This is a genomic window from Pseudomonas sp. PDM17 (assembly GCF_014851985.1).
Lineage (GTDB): Bacteria > Pseudomonadota > Gammaproteobacteria > Pseudomonadales > Pseudomonadaceae > Pseudomonas.
The window spans coordinates 260,395-277,418 of the sequence record NZ_JACVAT010000004.1 but is presented as its reverse complement, the minus strand read 5'-3'; the positions used below and the strand labels follow the sequence as shown (position 1 = coordinate 277,418).

At 49.9% G+C, this 17,024-nt stretch carries 12 protein-coding genes and 1 pseudogene; 6 read left to right on the top strand and 7 right to left on the bottom strand.

Annotated elements, in window-relative coordinates; all coding sequences use genetic code 11:
• Window position 1: 1 nt before the first annotated feature.
• Window positions 2–508: a sugar dehydrogenase complex small subunit gene (locus IB256_RS15490; protein ID WP_192293867.1), complete on the bottom strand. Its 507-nt coding sequence runs from the start codon at window positions 506–508 to the stop codon at window positions 2–4.
• A gap of 240 nt (window positions 509–748) precedes the next feature.
• On the opposite strand from IB256_RS15490, the pseudogene thyA reads away from it, so the two are divergent.
• Window positions 749–1,189 (top strand): annotated as a pseudogene (thyA, locus tag IB256_RS15485) (thymidylate synthase); the annotation flags it as partial.
• Between the two features lie 148 nt (window positions 1,190–1,337).
• Window positions 1,338–2,171 carry a thymidylate synthase gene (locus tag IB256_RS15480; protein ID WP_192403165.1) on the top strand — a complete coding sequence of 278 codons (834 nt, stop codon included), beginning with the start codon at window positions 1,338–1,340 and terminating at the stop codon, window positions 2,169–2,171.
• A gap of 214 nt (window positions 2,172–2,385) precedes the next feature.
• Here IB256_RS15480 and IB256_RS15475 read toward each other — a convergent pair whose 3' ends face one another.
• Entirely contained in the window at window positions 2,386–3,348 is a 963-nt protein-coding gene (locus IB256_RS15475) for a hypothetical protein (RefSeq protein ID WP_192403163.1), read from the bottom strand.
• Between the two features lie 648 nt (window positions 3,349–3,996).
• Between IB256_RS15475 and IB256_RS15470 the strand changes: the two genes are divergently transcribed.
• The 4 genes from IB256_RS15470 (at window position 3,997) to IB256_RS15455 (ending at window position 7,019) form a co-directional block, all read left to right on the top strand.
• Window positions 3,997–4,437 carry a DUF6957 family protein gene (locus tag IB256_RS15470; protein WP_192403161.1) on the top strand — a complete coding sequence of 147 codons (441 nt, stop codon included), beginning with the start codon at window positions 3,997–3,999 and terminating at the stop codon, window positions 4,435–4,437.
• Window positions 4,438–4,505: 68 nt separating this feature from the next.
• Window positions 4,506–4,850, top strand: a complete 345-nt coding sequence (locus IB256_RS15465; RefSeq protein ID WP_225601779.1) for a helix-turn-helix domain-containing protein — start codon at window positions 4,506–4,508, stop codon at window positions 4,848–4,850.
• Window positions 4,851–5,363: 513 nt separating this feature from the next.
• A complete protein-coding gene (locus IB256_RS15460) occupies window positions 5,364–6,557 on the top strand; it encodes a hypothetical protein (RefSeq protein WP_192403159.1) in 1,194 nt (397 codons plus the stop codon).
• Between the two features lie 120 nt (window positions 6,558–6,677).
• Window positions 6,678–7,019 (top strand): hypothetical protein, encoded by a 342-nt coding sequence (locus IB256_RS15455; protein ID WP_192403157.1) that lies wholly within the window; start codon window positions 6,678–6,680, stop codon window positions 7,017–7,019.
• A 467-nt stretch (window positions 7,020–7,486) separates the two neighbouring features.
• On the opposite strand, the gene IB256_RS15450 is transcribed toward IB256_RS15455, so the two are convergent.
• The 5 genes from IB256_RS15450 to IB256_RS15430 form a co-directional block, all read right to left on the bottom strand.
• Window positions 7,487–8,077 carry a DUF6338 family protein gene (locus tag IB256_RS15450; RefSeq protein ID WP_192403155.1) on the bottom strand — a complete coding sequence of 197 codons (591 nt, stop codon included), beginning with the start codon at window positions 8,075–8,077 and terminating at the stop codon, window positions 7,487–7,489.
• A 1,703-nt stretch (window positions 8,078–9,780) separates the two neighbouring features.
• Window positions 9,781–10,479, bottom strand: coding sequence for a YkgJ family cysteine cluster protein (locus IB256_RS15445; RefSeq protein ID WP_192403153.1), 699 nt, complete (start codon window positions 10,477–10,479; stop codon window positions 9,781–9,783).
• Between the two features lie 422 nt (window positions 10,480–10,901).
• Window positions 10,902–12,308, bottom strand: a complete 1,407-nt coding sequence (locus IB256_RS15440; protein ID WP_192403151.1) for a hypothetical protein — start codon at window positions 12,306–12,308, stop codon at window positions 10,902–10,904.
• 528 nt (window positions 12,309–12,836) lie between these two features.
• Complete coding sequence (locus tag IB256_RS15435) at window positions 12,837–15,038, bottom strand: hypothetical protein (RefSeq protein WP_192403149.1); 2,202 nt, start codon at window positions 15,036–15,038, stop codon at window positions 12,837–12,839.
• Window positions 15,038–16,891 carry a hypothetical protein gene (locus IB256_RS15430; RefSeq protein WP_192403147.1) on the bottom strand — a complete coding sequence of 618 codons (1,854 nt, stop codon included), beginning with the start codon at window positions 16,889–16,891 and terminating at the stop codon, window positions 15,038–15,040. Before IB256_RS15430 ends, IB256_RS15435 begins: the two co-directional genes overlap by 1 nt.
• Between the last annotated feature and the right edge of the window lie 133 nt (window positions 16,892–17,024).

The following is a 17,024-nucleotide window of genomic DNA, read 5'->3' as shown; positions in this document are numbered from 1 at the left end:
CTCATGCCCCCCGCTCGGTAGGCTGCGCGGCCCAGAAGCCTGGCTTGTTCGGACAGTAGCTGCGGATCACCAGCACATCGTCCACCGCGCGGAACATCAGTGCCTGCTCGTAGGTGACGACCGTGGCGCTGGTGTCATCCCCGACCTGTCCCAGGTACCAGCCGCCGAGGATCTGCCGGGCCAGCCATTGCTGGCGCTCGTTCCAGCTGTCCGGGGCGTCGCCCAGGCGCTCGAGCAGCTCGGCCAGGCTCTGCTTGAGCGCGGTGTCGCGCTGCGCCAGGGCCTGGAACAGACGCTGGCCGATACGCGGGTCGAGGTTGCTGCGCCCGGTGAGGCGCTGGGACAGGGTCATGAAGCCTTCCAGCGCCTTCTCCGCCTGGGGCGTCAGCGCGGCCCAGGTGCGCCCGGCGGGGCTGAGCAGCACACCGCCGAGGGCGGCACTGGCGCAGGCCACCGCCAGCAGGCGGCGCCGAGAAAGGGGGAAGGCGGGCAGCTGTGCCTCGGACATGACGACCTCTCTTGCAACAGGCGAACGGTTGGGGAACGCGGTCTGTCGCCGCTTGAATCCTGACGCTGGGTGCTTCCATCGGCCACGTAGCCGGTCCGTCGGTCGGACTGGCGATAGCGTGCCCAGGCCCTTAGTATTGCCGCTTGTTCAGATTCTGCCGGGCGATTGCTCCTGCCGGCGGCCCACCCCGGAGCCGCGCCGCAGAGCCTCACCGACCGGCTTTTGGGTGAAACCGCAGCGATGAAACAGTATCTCGACCTCATGCGCCACGTGCGCGAACACGGCACCTTCAAGAGCGACCGCACCGGCACCGGCACCTACAGCGTGTTCGGCCACCAGATGCGTTTCGACCTCGCCGAAGGCTTCCCGCTGGTGACCACCAAGAAGTGCCACCTCAAATCGATCGTCCATGAGCTGCTGTGGTTCCTCAAAGGTTCGACCAACATCGCCTACCTGAAGGAAAACGGCGTTTCGATCTGGGACGAGTGGGCCGACGAGAATGGCGACCTGGGCCCGGTCTACGGCTACCAGTGGCGCTCCTGGCCGGCGCCGGACGGTCGCCACATCGACCAGATCGCCAACCTGATGCAGATGCTGAAGAACAACCCGGATTCGCGCCGCCTGATCGTCTCCGCGTGGAACCCCGCGCTGATCGACGAAATGGCCCTGCCGCCGTGCCATTTTCCAGACAACGCCGCGTCCAGTGTCAAATTCGTAGCGTAAGGCGATAGTCGCCCCCAACCTGTCGAGGTAAGGTTGAGCGGTGTGATCCCTCTTGGAAGACCCCATCCCCACATCCTGGGGAAACTGCAGTGATTAGAGAAAAAGCATGAAGGCATACCACGACCTGTTGAAAGATGTTCTAGAGAACGGCTTCGAGAAAGGTGACCGTACTGGCACCGGGACTAAAGCTGTCTTCGGCAGGCAGTTCCGCCATAACCTTGCGAATGGCTTCCCTCTGCTGACGACTAAGAAGCTGCATTTCAAGAGCATCGCAAATGAGCTCATTTGGATGCTGAACGGTGACACCAACGTCAAATGGCTGAACGAAAACGGCGTGTCGATTTGGGATGAATGGGCAACCGAAGACGGCGATCTTGGCCCGGTCTATGGCAAGCAGTGGACTGCCTGGCCGACTAAAGATGGCCGCACCATCAATCAGATCGACTACGTAGTTGATACGCTGAAAAACAATCCGAACAGCCGTCGAATCCTCTTCCATGGCTGGAACGTTGAATACCTTCCGGACGAGAAGAAAAGCCCGCAAGAGAATGCCGCTAATGGCCTGCAGGCTCTGCCGCCTTGCCATCTTCTCTATCAGGCCTTCGTTGCTGACAATCGCCTGTCGATGCAGCTCTATATCCGAAGCTCGGATGTGTTCCTGGGCCTGCCCTACAACACGGCAGCGCTGGCGCTTCTGACCCACATGTTGGCGCAGCAGTGCGACCTGATCCCCCACGAAATTATCGTGACTACCGGTGATACGCACGCGTACTCCAATCACATGGAGCAGATCGAAACGCAGCTCTCTCGTACTCCGAGAGCGCTACCGACTTTGAACATCAAGCGGAAGCCGGACAGCATCTACGGCTATCGCTTTGAAGACTTCGAAATCGTTGGATACGATCCGTACCCAGGCATCAAGGCGGACGTGGCCATTTAATCGTCCCGCAGATTTCAATTAGGCCGTGCAATTGCACGGCCTGATTCATTCTGAGAGACCTTTTTGTAACTGGAGCGAGTGGGGTGCAGTTCGGTCGTCTGTTCTAGTTGGAGGTCGAGCGGAATCGTATGCCGCGAAACCCAGGCCTTTTTACAGCTAGGGTTGGGGCTATGAGTGGTCTATCTCCGGATTTCGTGATGGGACACTACTGTCCTTAGATACACTTCACATTTGCGTCTTCCGAGGGATGGTCGACGGTTTTGAAAACTTTGTCTTTGAGATGTTGCTTCACGATGCTCCAGTCAGTTCCGTGATCTGCGGCATCAATAATCCATTTTCCTTCAATTATAGGGTCATTGGCGTAGGTGTTATTGCCAGAGAAATAGTAAGCAAAAAGCCAAACTGGATACTCATCCTTCTCCTCGTGCTGTGTAGATCCGCCATCATCTACGAGCTGATTCTTATAGTTGTAAACATTGTTTAGGAGGGCCATCTTTTTCCCATCAACTAACTGAGCGACTCTGCAGGTGTGAGACGGAGAGAAGGAGTCCTGGATTATATGCAATATGCTTCCCAGCGCCATGTCCGGAGTAAGCTCGTTTCGATGGTCGGAGCCGGCTCGGGTGAATAGTGTTTTCACTTTCGCATTGTAGGGGTCGCGAAGGCAGTAGTTTTCCTTCAAAGGTGGAATCCAGAGGCGGGCTTGCTCGTCTGGCGGGAATTGTGAGTCAGGGTCTCTTTTCATTGAGGCCACTGAGTAGGCGAACTCAATCCATTCGAGAGCCCGCCCGGTGGTGTCTGACAAAGCCTCTGTGGGTGGAGTTTTCCTAGGCATGACTGTCATGAAGTGCAGGTGCTGAAGAGTTCCCTTATGCGTGTTCCAGAAGAGGCTCTGTCTAGCGGGGACATCACACTTTCGTACCCCACCCCTATAGCTTTGGCTGTCGCCTTTTATTTTTCTGAGGTAGTAGGCGCCCATACCAAAGTCAGAGCCTTGCCCCTGCATATACATCAGTGGATCATCATTCCACCAGCTTCCATAGATAAGGCCCTTGGCGGTATGGACTCTTCCTTTTTCGTCGTGCTGCCAATTAGCGCTTTGAATAAAATTGTATCTCCTAACTCCACTCTTGTCTGCCGTGCTGTATGGGGTGTAAGGGAGCTTGCTGTCGCTCATGTACATGTCTATTGAAAACTGCGTCATATGCTCGTGAGCTGAGTTGAATCCTAAGATGGAGCATCTGTTCCATCCCCGGATTGCCTCACTGTCGAGAGTGTCTTTTTTATAAGTAAGAATTCTAAGGCATGGGTTTATCTGGAATGCAAAAAGATCATGGCTAAAAAAAATAGATAGCAGGTAGATCGAGGTGCATCCCAGTAGCCTGAATGAGCGCATTTTTTGTTTTTCTCGTGTAGCGGCACCAAGATGGCAATGATAGGTCGAAGTGCCATTGCTGCAAGTCCTTGCGCAGGACGATTCGTAGGCTGAAAGTTTGGTCATGCACCTGAAGGTGCACCCATCGCCGGCAAACCAGCCGCCTGATGCGGCGAGAGTATCTCTGCATACCTTTTTTCGATTACCAATCCGCTCCTGCAGCGGGTTGAATTCGTTGTCCAGGAAACGCACCGAAGAACAACAATGCAACTACCCAGGAACTGAGAATGGTGCGGAGTACGCCGCTGCTCTCTGCGACCCAAGCAGTCATGTTGCTCATGTTGCTCATATGCCTGCTGGACTTGCTGGTGCTGCCCCCCAGGGCCCAGGGGGTGTCCGCAGTCGGCAGCATTCGATAACGATCAGCAGTCCTGATCAGATGAGGTAGTAATGAGCAAAGGTCGCATCCTTAACGCATCGACCATTTCGGGTATGGATAAGTTTATGGCGCTGGCTCGCATCGCCGTCGGCATCTGTGACGAAGCGGATAAAATCGGGGCAAGCGAATACACGGATGCTGAGTTGATCGCTCGTGCCCGCGAGCTCTTCCCCTCCAAACCGTACTGCCTGGTTCGTGAGTGGGTCTTGGTGGATTTAAGCGATACGGAGGACTTGGAGGTGCCCGAAGGAGCGCTGCCTCGCGTTGTCTACGCCGGTAAGGTTGTTGATGACCAGGCAGATCGTTTTGATCGCCCCCGGTGGATCCGAAGTACCTTCGAGTTGAGTTTTGTAGAAGGTCATCTGTTTGAGTCGATGAACACGATTTATGTGCTCTCTGGTCGGGGCGCACGTGCTACGTGTGATTGGCGAGTCCTTGCGAGTCTCTTCTAATGAGTGAGCGCCGGTACATAGAAAAATGGATCACCTTTGAGGGACAGAAGCGGCTACTGAGGCTGAGAGTGCCTGACATCCTGGAGCGCAAGAGAATCATCAATGAGATCCAGATCGAGGTCGCCGAGGGGCGGCTGACCTTTGGCAAGGCCATCCGCAGGTTGCGACGAGAGTGCACAGACCTACCGCAGGACGTCTTTGCTAAGGTGCTCAAGGTGTCGACCAGGACGCTTGCCAATCTCGAGGCTGACGTTGGGAACCCGACCATACACTCACTCACCTCGGTGTTCCGGGCTTTCGGTCTACGTCTGAGTATCGAGAACACGAACCCGCTTATTAACGAAGACCAGCTCATTGCCCGTCTCAATCGGCGCGGCCATCAGGTGAAAACCCTTGGTTCGGGAGCGATATAGAAGTCCGTGTCCCTGAACTGGGCGCAGACTCGTCCCAAAACGGTTTTTTGGCGCGATTAACTGAGGTTTCCTAAACCAAGGAAGTAACCTTATGAATCGTCTGCTCTACGTGTCTGCTGTCGTTCTGTTTGCCTGTCTGCTGAGTAAAGCTGAGGCTCCCTCCTGCTGGGATGGGGGTGAGGGCACCTTTACCTGCCTGCTTTTGGGCCATCACGAGGAGTAACGGGTTTTGGCGCCGCAAGGATGCGGCGCCACTTAGGTTTCTCAAGCTGTGCACATCGTGGTTCGACAGAATGTTTGATCCACGAGGCCTTTTATGGGTTCCTGAGCTCGCGAGCCAGTCGCTATTTGCCGTTGCTTGCGGGAGATCCATTGCGATTTGGAGCGCTCGCCGCATCTACTTCCCCACCCCTCTCTTCGCCTGTGCTGGACAAGCTCCCATGGCGTGCCATCATGGCGATGTCATTCTGGTGTGGCTTAATTTAAGAGAATCAGTTTCTCAGGGAGGGGAAAATGAGGGCTATCGCATCTGCTGTGACAGCATTCGCCTTATTATCAGGCTGCACTACGTCGCTGACATATGAGAAAGTTGAAGTAGGTGCTCAGCCGACCGCTCCTGGGTTCGATTACTATCTGCCCAAACAGAAATATATTATTACTATTACGTACGAAGTTGTGGACTGCGTGAATTTTACTGTTCGGCAGAGTGCAACTATAACGGAGGAGTCTATTGCTGATCGTGATCAGCATTATTCAATACCAATTAAGACGCTTTCCTCTGGGTGGAAAACAACTTCGTTGAAGCGTACTCTGTACGATAATGGAACTCTGCACACGATTGGTGCCAGTGCTGTAAGTAAGGAAGCTGAAGTGCTGGGCGGGGTGGTTAATACAGCAACGAATGTGGTGAGGATTGCTGGAATGGGGATTATGGGAAATAAGCCCACAGCTGGCACATTATGTAACCCTTCTACTGATTCTGCTTTGGTCGCGAAGAACGCAGCGGTTAAAGATCTATTAGATCCATCCAAGGATGACAAGGCTCGCGCGTCAGCTGCCGCTGTGATTACGACTGCAAAAGAGACTTTGCAGATTGTTAGGCAGGAAGAGTTTATACCAAGGGCAAATGACAAGCCCGAGGCGTATACACTTGAAGATAAAGACTTTGGTAAGTGGGTGCTACAGCAAAACTGGGAATATCTCCATCCCATTGTAACTGGGTTGGAAGTAATCGGTACTCCTACCAAGGTCGATAATCTACCAACAGGGCTGAAAGAAAAAGGGGTAATTTACAGAGAGCCAGTTCCCATCACTGTTAAAGTGTGCGATGGGATTTGTAGTGATTCTTCCCAAACACTTGCCTCCCAAATGTCTTTTGCGGCCCAGTTCGGTCGCTTCTCTGTTATACCTCTCAAAAATGGGCCTTTCCAGTCTAATAATATCGCTCTGACGTTTTCTAAAAGTGGCGGTCTGGAGACAGGTGAGTACGGAGAGGAAAGCCGTTTCGAGAAGATTGCTGCAGCCGCTGCAGGCTCAGCTGCAACGATAGATGGATTTGTAGCTAAGAAGCGAGAGGCTAAAGACAAAGAGTCAGAGTCTAAACGAAATGGCCCGCTCAATAGCCTGAAAGCTGAGGCTGATTTGTTGAATGCTAAATCGGCCTTGATTGAGGCTAAAAGGAAGCTTGCCGAGCTTTCAGGTCAGTGACGGATTTTATCTAAAGGATAGCTAATTATGGTGCTAAGGTACGCCCAGACTAGGGAGTATTTGAAGTCTCTTCAGAACACTGCTTATGCATGGAGGCAGTGCGTATCTGCATTTGTGGATATGTCGGAGATCTGGCTGAAGAATAGCAATCAAGCCACAGCTTCATGGAAGGTCACTCTAGAGGCAAGAAGTCAGCTGGAGCTGGTCGGAGAGTACTTGGGGCGTGCATTTACCGTTAAATTTGTACAGAAGATGGACGATGCTGACTGCTTGGGGCAGGTATTGGTTATCGTCCGCAACCCTGTTTCGGAAGAGCCAATACTGGTATGTGACTTTACCCTTAATCAGTATGGCGAGCTTGTTGGTGGCGACGGTAAACCAATCGGCGCAGAGGTGAGTGGTCAAGAGTACCGCGATTACTGCCTTCTTTGTGAGGTATGCCTTCGTATCTCCGGGCTGTAGTTCTTGTAGCAGCTGACCGTAGCAATTCTGCTACAGGTCAGCTGCTCACGATGTCTCTCATCTTTTCGGTGCAGGCGGTGGTGCGGCTGGAGGGGCTGACGGCCTAGCGCCGGTAGTCGTGGTGGGCGGATTTACACCGTTGTTCACGGGCTTCCTTGGTGGTTTCGTGCTCAACCTTAATCTCCTTGAGTACGTCGTGGTGCCGGCGGTGGTGCTTTAGGCGGCGTCGCGGGACGTTCATGAACCGACTGCTGCTGCGGGCGGCCATCGTTTCTCGGCGGCGGCGGCGGGGATATACCCCTCTGTTCGTACATGGCCGCTTACCGACTTGGCGCTTTGGGTGGGGCCGGCGGCGGGACTGCGGGCCGGACGTTGGTTGGCGCGGGAGGGTTTACGTTCATCCCGTCATGCGTGGGGTGCCTGACAACGTGTTCTGTCGGCCGATTTTGATTTGTCATTGCGTGTTCCTACTCAAGAAATTCAACCCAATATATATCCGAGTTATTTACTAGGTAGCTCTCGATTCCAGGTGTCTCAACCCATTCGCCTTCCTCGTTCATCCAGCAGGGCTGAGTAATCAGGAAGTGACCATCCTTAGGGTCAGTCGGCCATACAGATGGGTACCCGTAAAGGCGCCGGCCATCTAGGAAGTTGAGTACAACATGTTTGCTTTCACGTTTCCGAAATGCATAGATCCATTCCGGGTACGACGCCCTAGAGGTCAGTCCCCTCTTTCGGGCGATGCTGTAGAGATAATCATGATTCGATGCGTAAGCCAAGCCTAGTCCAAGAAGCACCGCCAGACCGACGCCCCAGGCGCTTTCAACGGTTGGCGTCCACTCCCCTAGCACGAACCAGTGTGCTCCGATGTACTCCATTAAGACCCGGATGCCAGAGACGAGCAGCGTGATCAGACCAGTGCCGATCAGCGCCTGGATAGTGCGTTCGAACTGGCCTGGCTTTTTCATATCTGCCAGCCAGTAATAAATCATTGTGCAGACGAAGCCCGGTATCAGCATCTGCACCAATGGGATAATTTTTGTTGCGAGATCTTCCATGGCATTCGGCCCGCTCTTTGAGTGCCGCGACTATACCTTCAAATGTCGCGATATTACATCCGTTTTTATCTTGTATTTAACCCTTGTTTAGACTTCGGCAGGGGGCGACCGGCTGGGCCGAGAGTGACCGATGATTTTCCCCATTAAGGTCGTGTTTCAGGGCTGGTTTGATAAATAAATATGTCAGGACACCTCGCTCAAGGATGAGCGAGGAATTCCCCCTGAATGGAGATAACGATGATGTATATCCTTTACCTCCAGCCTGGTGACGTCGCGGTTGATAGCGAGACCCACCTTGTCTGGATACTCGTAGACGACAGATTCGCCGTCTACATACCCCGCTAAACACAACGCCTCCGGCACCCTAGTGGCTGGTGGAGGCGTTGCCCTGTAAGGCCGGTCGGTCAGGCCTGCGCCTATGCCTCACGCCTACGCTGATCGATGATCTTTTGGCACAGTTCCTGGAAGCCGGGGGCTTTAGCCCCGTGTGCGCAAAGGCTTGCGATGATCTCAAGGAGCATTTCTTGCCGCCGTCGGTCATACCCGGCTATCCAGCCGAAGTGGAATCCATAGCTTTCTTCTCCATAAGCATCCAGCAGCAGGCCTTGAAACTGCCGCTCGGAGCTGGAGTGCCCAGCCAGTAAGAACTCACGGTACTTGATAAATGGGGATTCTTGCTCTTGTGAGTTTGCGCCAGGACTTACCATGTCGATGCTCCATGAGAGAGGCTCTAGCACTCTAGGTCAGCACAGAAGTGTTTGGGTCTCCTTTTTATTACTATTTTATAATATGCAAGCAAGTTTCTTTGAATAAGTTCCTTTTCTCGTTAATTGCGAACCCTGCTGTGCGTTGCTGTTCTAAATCAATGGGTTGTGAGTTTTGGCTGTTCTTCTCTGCGTTAATTGTGGGCTGTGGTGTTGATTCGGCTCTTTTTTATGGGAATTGCACAGTTTCCATTGGGGTTTCCTTTTGGATCAATGACTTATGAATTTAAATCATGTGCTTGGCTTTCTTGCGTTGTGTCAGGGGCGGGTGATGTGAGTCGCAATGGGTGCATTGGAGTAACTAGTTTTGCGGGCTATCTTGAGCTGGCTACGCCACTAAAATGGTAGGAGGTTGCTATGAAGGATGATTTCTTTAAGAAACTACTGAATGAGCTTTCGAGCGGTAGGGCTATAAATAATCCAGCCAACGAGGAGTTTATGAGAAAAACTCAGGCATCCAACTTGCTGGCCATCATAGGATGGAGCACAGGCCACCGAGCTAGTCACCTAATGACTATGTATTACGTATCGCGGGGGGTGGTTTCAGCTTCCTTCAAGCTGCCACTCGAACAATTTCCCCCTCATGAGTCGCAACTCAGTGGGTCAGAACTGGGCAATCTGTCTTTGATTGCTGCTCTTCCGGGCGGAAACGGTCGCTAGGGAAGACTGTCCGAGGGAGCTCCTGAACACCACGCGCTTTTGTGTTGCCGGCGAGGGCTTCCTGGCCCCCTGCCGACCAGGGGGAGTGGTCGAGCAAGGTTTTCAATGTCAGCATATGCTGTATATGCATACAGTAATTGCTGGCTGAAACCTATGAAAATTCTCCGCATGCAGCCCCTCAGTGGCGGGGGCACGCGCTCCTCCATCCCTGCGCTCTCCTGCCGTGCTGCGGGTGGCTTCCCAAGCCCTGCTGCCGATCATTACGAGCCGCCGATATCCCTAGATGAGTTGCTGGAGCTGGGTGGCCGCTGATCGCTCAATTGCCTCGGAGAGCTGACGGCGCTCAGGAAGATAGAGTGCGTAACCGTTTCCTTTCCATGCCGTGACGTTGAATCCGAGCAGCTCGCAAATGGACACCTTCTGCAGCGCATCGCAGCAGTCTGCTGATCGCGAGGCCTCAATTAAAGCGCTGAGTTCGGCACTCACACTCCCATCGCTCGCAATCAGAAGATCTTTTGCCTGGTCACTCCAGGACTCAGGTGGGCAATCCTTTTCGCTGGGCTTCAGGGTGATGAAGGGGCTGATCTCCATCGGGTAGATGCGGCACACAAGAGGACGATCCTCATAGATCGTGCAGGTGTTCTGCTCATCAAGGTTCGGGCAGGCTGGCTGAGCTGAGCCAGCAAAAACGGCGATCACATTCAGGACAGCAGAGCCTGAAGTTACCTGGGCGGCGCGAGCGCTGTGGTGCAGATACTCGGGATCACTCGCTCTCGATGGGTATTGTGCGAATGCCTCGACGAATATCGCGACATCTCCCCCTCTCGCCAGCCAGGCGCTGGTCTCACTCAACGTTAGCGGTACGAAGCGGCCCTTGCAGCAGGAGCCGCAGCCTACAACGAAGCAAATGGCGGCCAGAGCGATGATCGCTGCGAGCGTTACGGAGGTGACGGTAGCGACGCCGAACCCGGCGAACAATGGAAGTACCCCTTGAAGCGAGCCGCTCAGTAGGCGAATGGCTATCTCATCTAGGATGACGATGAGAACCAGTGGCAGGATGAAGAACAGACCTCCAGCGATGGTTGTCTTGATGAGCCTGAGTATGATTCCTCCGGATGTAGGATAACTGTCAGGCTGCTTGGCTAACCCAGCCCCAAGCGGGGCACCGGAAGATGGCAATGCAATAAATGGGGGCGATCAAGAGCTTCGGCGGTAATGCTAAGGCGATTCGGATTACTCCATGGGTATTCTACAAGTGCTAAAACTTGTAAGGCGCGACGAGATGATAATCCAAAATGTAGGCGTGAGCCCTATTCTGACCCATAGAATAATAAAGTGGTAATCTCCATAGGTATGTCGTGCTGTGTCGGAGTGATTAATATTAAAGATTAAATGGCGGGCTAGTCCAGATGCTGTATAACGGCCGCAATTCTGTTAAGTAACGGTTCAACAAGTGGCGCATGGAAGGCATCATTTGCCACAATAGCTTGGCGAAGCTCACTGGTTAGCCCGTCTAGTTCGTAACGAAGACTCAGTGCCTTGTCCGCTCCAGTGAATAAATTATATCCTTCCCATGCAAGCTCAACGTAATCCCATAATGACTCCAGGCTTCGATGGCCTGTTTTTTGCGCTGTTCTCCTGAGTACCGCCTCTATTGTTGCGTCAGTTGATAAAAGGTTGTGTGGGTGGTCTTGAATTATGTGATGTAGACTAACCAATATGTCGCGAGTTATGAATCGGTGGCGATACATGGATAAACAGCACTTCGCGGTGGGAAAGGTCGTTCTTTTGCTGATCCGTGACATCTCTTTCACTAGAGTGCCGGCCTTAAGCTCGTTTCCACTTAATCCCACAAGCATTTTGGTTGTACAAGTAGCTCTTCTGTTCTTTTTTAATATTTCGTCTAGAAGCTTCAGGCGGGTATCAAGGTATCTGCTTATCCTAAATGCATCTGTAGTTGAGATTAGCAGTTCCCGAAGAGGTGCCTCGTGTCTGTTGCGAGTTTTTTTGGTCGGAATTTTCAGTATCAAGGTCTTTTGTATGGATTGGTTGTCTGTTGTGTCGAGCAGCACGAGTTCGGCAGGGCGAAGTCCGAATCTCTTGAACATCCAGTGTGTGAATAGTCTACGCTCATTCACGTATCTCTGAATATGAGGGTAGTCGGAAGGTGGCAAATTTCGATACAGTTCCTCTGATATTTTAGACTCTATTTCTTCTATGTATCTATCTGGCATTGGAAACTTAGTTCTCTGTTTCTTGCCAATTGAAGGATATGATCTATGCCAGATGAAATTCTTTCCACTCTTACCGCTGCGCTTCCACTTGATGGTGACTTGGCAATGCTCCTCCGCCAAGCCTATCAGTCTGAAATCTCTATTTGCGAGGCGGGCTGTCTGGATCCATAGTAGGAAATATAGAGTCGTGCTGAGTATGGATCGGCATGTGCTATTGGATCTTTTGGCCCTTCCAAACTCATCAGATTCGTCGCAAAGGCTCATAGAAAAAGATTTTAGGTGGTCGTCAGTTAGGTCTTGAAAGTCAACTTGTCCATGGTGGCAGTATCTAATTATATGAACGAGTTGGTAGGCGTATGTCCGCAGTGATGTCGGAGATGATGCTGTTTCATTTTTGGCAAGCAGCCAAGAATTAGCCAGTAGGCAAGGTCTACCATCAGGCCAAATTAGCAGAGGAAAGTTTTGAATCTCATCATAAACTATACGGGCTTTTATTCTTTTCGCAGTCCCGGAAATACGTGAAGGGTTTCGATATTCATCGATTATATGTATCAGACTTGTTTTGGGGTTCATTGCTTTCCCCCTTGAAGTATTAGTAGGCCAGAGTCTGTACTCGGGGCACACGAAGAATTGATGTCCCGAAATAGACTGCGATTTTCGTTTAATATCTGGCTTATTCTTTGGCGGTCGATATGATGATCGGTGAACGGGGTTAATAGGAATCTTTCTAGTTTTCCTATAATGTCGAAATATGCGTTAGCGCATAGTTGTGAGTATATTAGGGATTCCTTTAATTTTGCAGATTCTCTAAGCGGATCTTTTTCGCTAGGTTCTTGGCTTGTAGAACGTGAGGATATTTCATAAGCTTCCTTGCGTAGTTCTTTCAAGTAATCCCAGGTAGTGGCATGTAAAACATTACTTGATGTTGGTGGAAAACTCTCTGCTGCAATTCTTAGGGTGTTGTACGAGATTGTTGAAAAGAATCCAGTGACTGACAGTTTGCAAAACGCCTTCATGTCATATAGATATTCGATTTGGCCGTTTGTAGGGGGCGACCCTGACACTATCGATGCCAACCAATCCAATCGCGATCGCAAGTTTTTAATCGTAGAATCTCTCATCGTATTTATCCTGGTATCGTACAGCTATCTCGAATGATACTTCACTGTTATTTGAGGTTTCGGTTGTCGTAATTGAGTATGGTCTTATGTCAAGCGAATTTGATTCTCTTAGTGCTGTAAGAAATTCAAGATAGTCTTTGCGCTGAATAGACTCAATTTTGGAGACCCTAAATGTGCTGCAGACATCTTTGTAAAGCTTAACTAAACCCTCATTACCATTACCAGGGATCGCTTCCATTTCGAGCCTCAAAAGTTTAAGGTCAACATATTCAGCCTCAATCTGGCAGATTTCCCTGCCAGGTGAGTTGGACTCAACGTAATCTTTCGCATGGCTAGGGGATGTATGCCCTGCAATCCATCTAATTGCGTCCAATACTTGATATCGTCCATGCCAGTAAAGCATGATTATGAAGAACTTTCTCATTTCATGGACGCGGACATACCACCTGTGCCCTAAATCATCTGTCTGAGTTTCTGTGTAATCGCAGAATACGTCTAAATATCGATTTAAATTGTCGACCATGTTCGTGGTTGTGGGCTTGGTCAGACTGCTGCCAACGGGGACATAGAAGAGCAGGTCAGTTGATTTTGATGAGTCACCGAATATTGGGATGAGACCCTCTCGCAGTCGCTGTAGTTGCGAGATTGCAAGAGCTGAGATGAAGGGTATAGGCTTTTGTGACTCCGCGTTTAATCCAGCTTGACCGCTTTTCCCCAGATCATAATTTAACCAATAGGCTATGCCTTTATAGATAACTTCTTCCAAACAGTCATGTGGCAGCTTTGCAATTTCGTCAATTCTTGAGGGTTTTAGGAATGCAATACAAATTACGCAGGCGCCTATATATGCGCTCAATATGGATCGAAATCCAAATTCCGCAGAGTTGCCATTTACTTTTTTAATTTTGAAGATGTCTGAAAGGGTGAGTGTGCTGTCAGATTTTTTTTCGGTATCAAAAATATATGAGTTCGATAAGATGGACAGTAGGGCTTCCCTTCTGGGGGTGACCCTGTCATAAATTTTAACCTTCGTATTTTTTAAAGATTCCGAGAATTTGCAAAATCGTGTGGTCGCAGAGACAATTGCGTCACCATAAAGAATGACCCACTCGATGGCGTCCTTGAGAATTTTTAAACCGAGGTTAATAGGCATTACAGGGGTGTGGCGTGAGTTCTTGGTTAGCGATTTTGCTTTAGTCGCCAGCCGCTCGAAGTCAAATATCTCGGGCGCAGGGAATAAGGATGGAGAGTGACGGTGTGCATCGCAAAGCAACCTGCAGTAAGTGGTTATGCGGACACCTACGCCTGTGGGTCTGGTAACCTGGGAACTCTTACCTTTCCGGGAGCGCTTCTTTCTATGAGAGTTTTTTTCGCGCTTATCGATTCCTTGAACTCTCCCGATTTCGGCGAACTGGTTAAAGAATCGTAAAACTAAGATATTATTTATTTGAGCCTTGGGGATATGTAATTTATTTAATATCCAGATCCTTGAGATTGTGCTTTTGTTATCATCTAGAACCTTTATCTCTGTCAGAGACTTTCGAATTTTTTCAAGTATTGGTGGTGGGATTTCGTACGGATTCTCTATCGCAGGAATAGTGCCTTTTTCAAAGGAAAGGTGAAGAATAGTGTCTAGAGCTCTAGGGATCATTTCTAAAGCGCTTACCCATGCCCCATCATGCAAGTACTGGACGTAAAGTTTTTCAAGCAGCTGTTGGTCTAGTAGGGCTAGGCCATGTTTTTCTGGATTAAGTTGGTCTTTGTGCAGAATAGCCCAAGCACACAGATTTACTATCCAGTGGACTAGGCACTTCCATCCTCTAGGAGACTCATTCCAATTTAAGTTTCCATTCCTCGATAGAAACGCGACCTTTTGGGCTGCTGTCAGAAGCTGCTTGTTCTGGGGGGCGGTAAGATAAGACCCATCAGGCATTCGAGCATTGAAGTTGACGTTAATGGTATTTCTCCATTTTCCGTCTTTGAATTCTTCGTGGCCTGAATTTCTGGTTGTCCAGGAGTTAGACCCAAGGTCGCCCTCGATAAGCCATTCTGCTTTAAATTCTCCATTGTGAGCTTTCAACTCATCTCGAGCTTGCTGAATCAATAGCAGAATTGATGTATCTTCGAGTACGCTATCGTTAATTTGGACGAGAGAGTCGGACGGAGGTCTGATAGTGGGCATCAGTTTGTTCCCCCTAGAACTATCGGGAGAGAATTTAACAGATTTTGATTTTGTTCAAGATGGAGAAGTGCCTGGTTATGAATCTGGCGTAAATTATAGTTGGAACCACCGTTGATATTTGAGTTTATTGTATATTCTTGTGTGGAGTCTGGGGGGTTAGTACTGCAGGTCTCTATCAGTTTTGCAAGAGATGAAAGCGCGGAAACTGAAAGCTCATCTGGCAGCAGTTTGTCCGCCTCCGCTACACGATCTGGGTTTTTGCAAGCCCATGCATTTATCTCATACAGTAATGTCACTGTCTCAACAGAAAGATTAATAGCCAGGTTTCTTCGAATCGATTCATCTATATCTGGCAGGGAGAAACCGGAAACGCTCTCAACAAAAGCTCTGGAGAATGGGTCGTTGTTTCTGCACTCTTTTAGTGAGCTTTCAATAAATTTTACAAGATCAGTCATATTGGTGAAGTCAGTTGCATGCAGAAGTACGGGTGATTTAGCAGTGCTGCTAATGATGAGCATCTGCTGGAACCTACGTATTATGCGCTCATTGTATTTGTTTAGAAGCCAAGTCGGCATATATGATCTCATCACCACGCGCTCGGTGTTGCCGAGAGTTTTGGCGAAGCTGGATATAGACCCGGTTTTAAACCAATTAAGTATTCCACAGGTTGCGCGTATTTTTGATAGGCAGACAGAGCTTCGATCTAGGCCAGCAGCGAGAAACTCTTCTTCGTACAGATTGTAAAAACTAGCGCCCTTCTTTCCATTCATTGCCCACGAAACTGATGAGCCTATCCCGAATCCCACATTGTCAGAGCTTAAAAAAAGCATATGTGCGTGATGTGAATTGCTCTGATTCAATATTTCACGCATTGGCTGTGTGGTTTCTATGATGTCATGCAGAACCGATTCTGATATGTCGGAAAGTATGGCTTGTTTGATTGCGTGCGCTCTTTTTTTTTCGATTTCAAAATGTGTTCCGTGATTTTTTCCGACTATCGTTACATAGCTTTTTTCATGCTTGTCTAGGAGTTTTGCCCACCACAACGACGTTGCCGTGAACTGAGGGTGATCGCAAGTTATGATGGTTGCGGCTGCTGCGAAGTCCCTAAAGAACGGGATTCCTAATAGTAGATTGAGCATTGCTCCCAGGTTAGAACCTTTCGGCATGTTTCCGAAGGTCAGTTCTCGAACCGTGTCTTCAAATATTCTTACTCTAAAAAGTCGAGCGATATTTTTATCGAAGAAGGGATGTTCACTAAGGGCTGTGATGGAGGGCCTGACGCCATTTGTAAATATCTGGTGGCGTGCGGCTGCTAAAATCACGGAGACTCTGTACTTGTTGCTGCGTTTTTTTAAGTTTTTGCTAAAGTTGGGGTCGTTAAGCGCGTCGTTTATTTCTTGCTCCGTAATTTTGGACATCAACTCAATTCCAATGCGCCTGCATTCCCTGACTTTGTTCCAGTGAGCTATGGCAATGTCTTTAATTACTTTAAATTTTCTGCTTATTTCGCTGTGTATTTCATCTAGTTGAATATCTAGGGGTTGGGCGTAGGACATGTTAAGAATGTACTTATTCGAAATGTCTACGTCGCTATGCTTCGTCCTTCTAATTGACTCGCCAAGAATTTGCTCTCGCGATCCATGAGTCTCGCTTGATGGGGCGCGTATTCTTGATGAGGGAATAGGGACGGATTTAGGCATAAGAGCGGTGTTTTTCCACTCTTCGATCAACGCTATTCCGTTTGACCATTCCATCTGCCTAGTTCGCAGCTTGCATTTTTTTCCGTGAAGAGTTCCCCGAATGTAATTCTCAAAAAACTCTAGGGTGAATTGAACCCACTCAGGTGACATTGCGGAGGGTAGTCCTCTACGTGTCGCAAAACTCAAGAAACGTTTGAAAAAATAAATTCTTCCCAGCTTAGAGTTGCTGGTAAACCCGATAGTGGCAGTAACGACGCCATGGGATAGCTTTTGAAGGATGTCT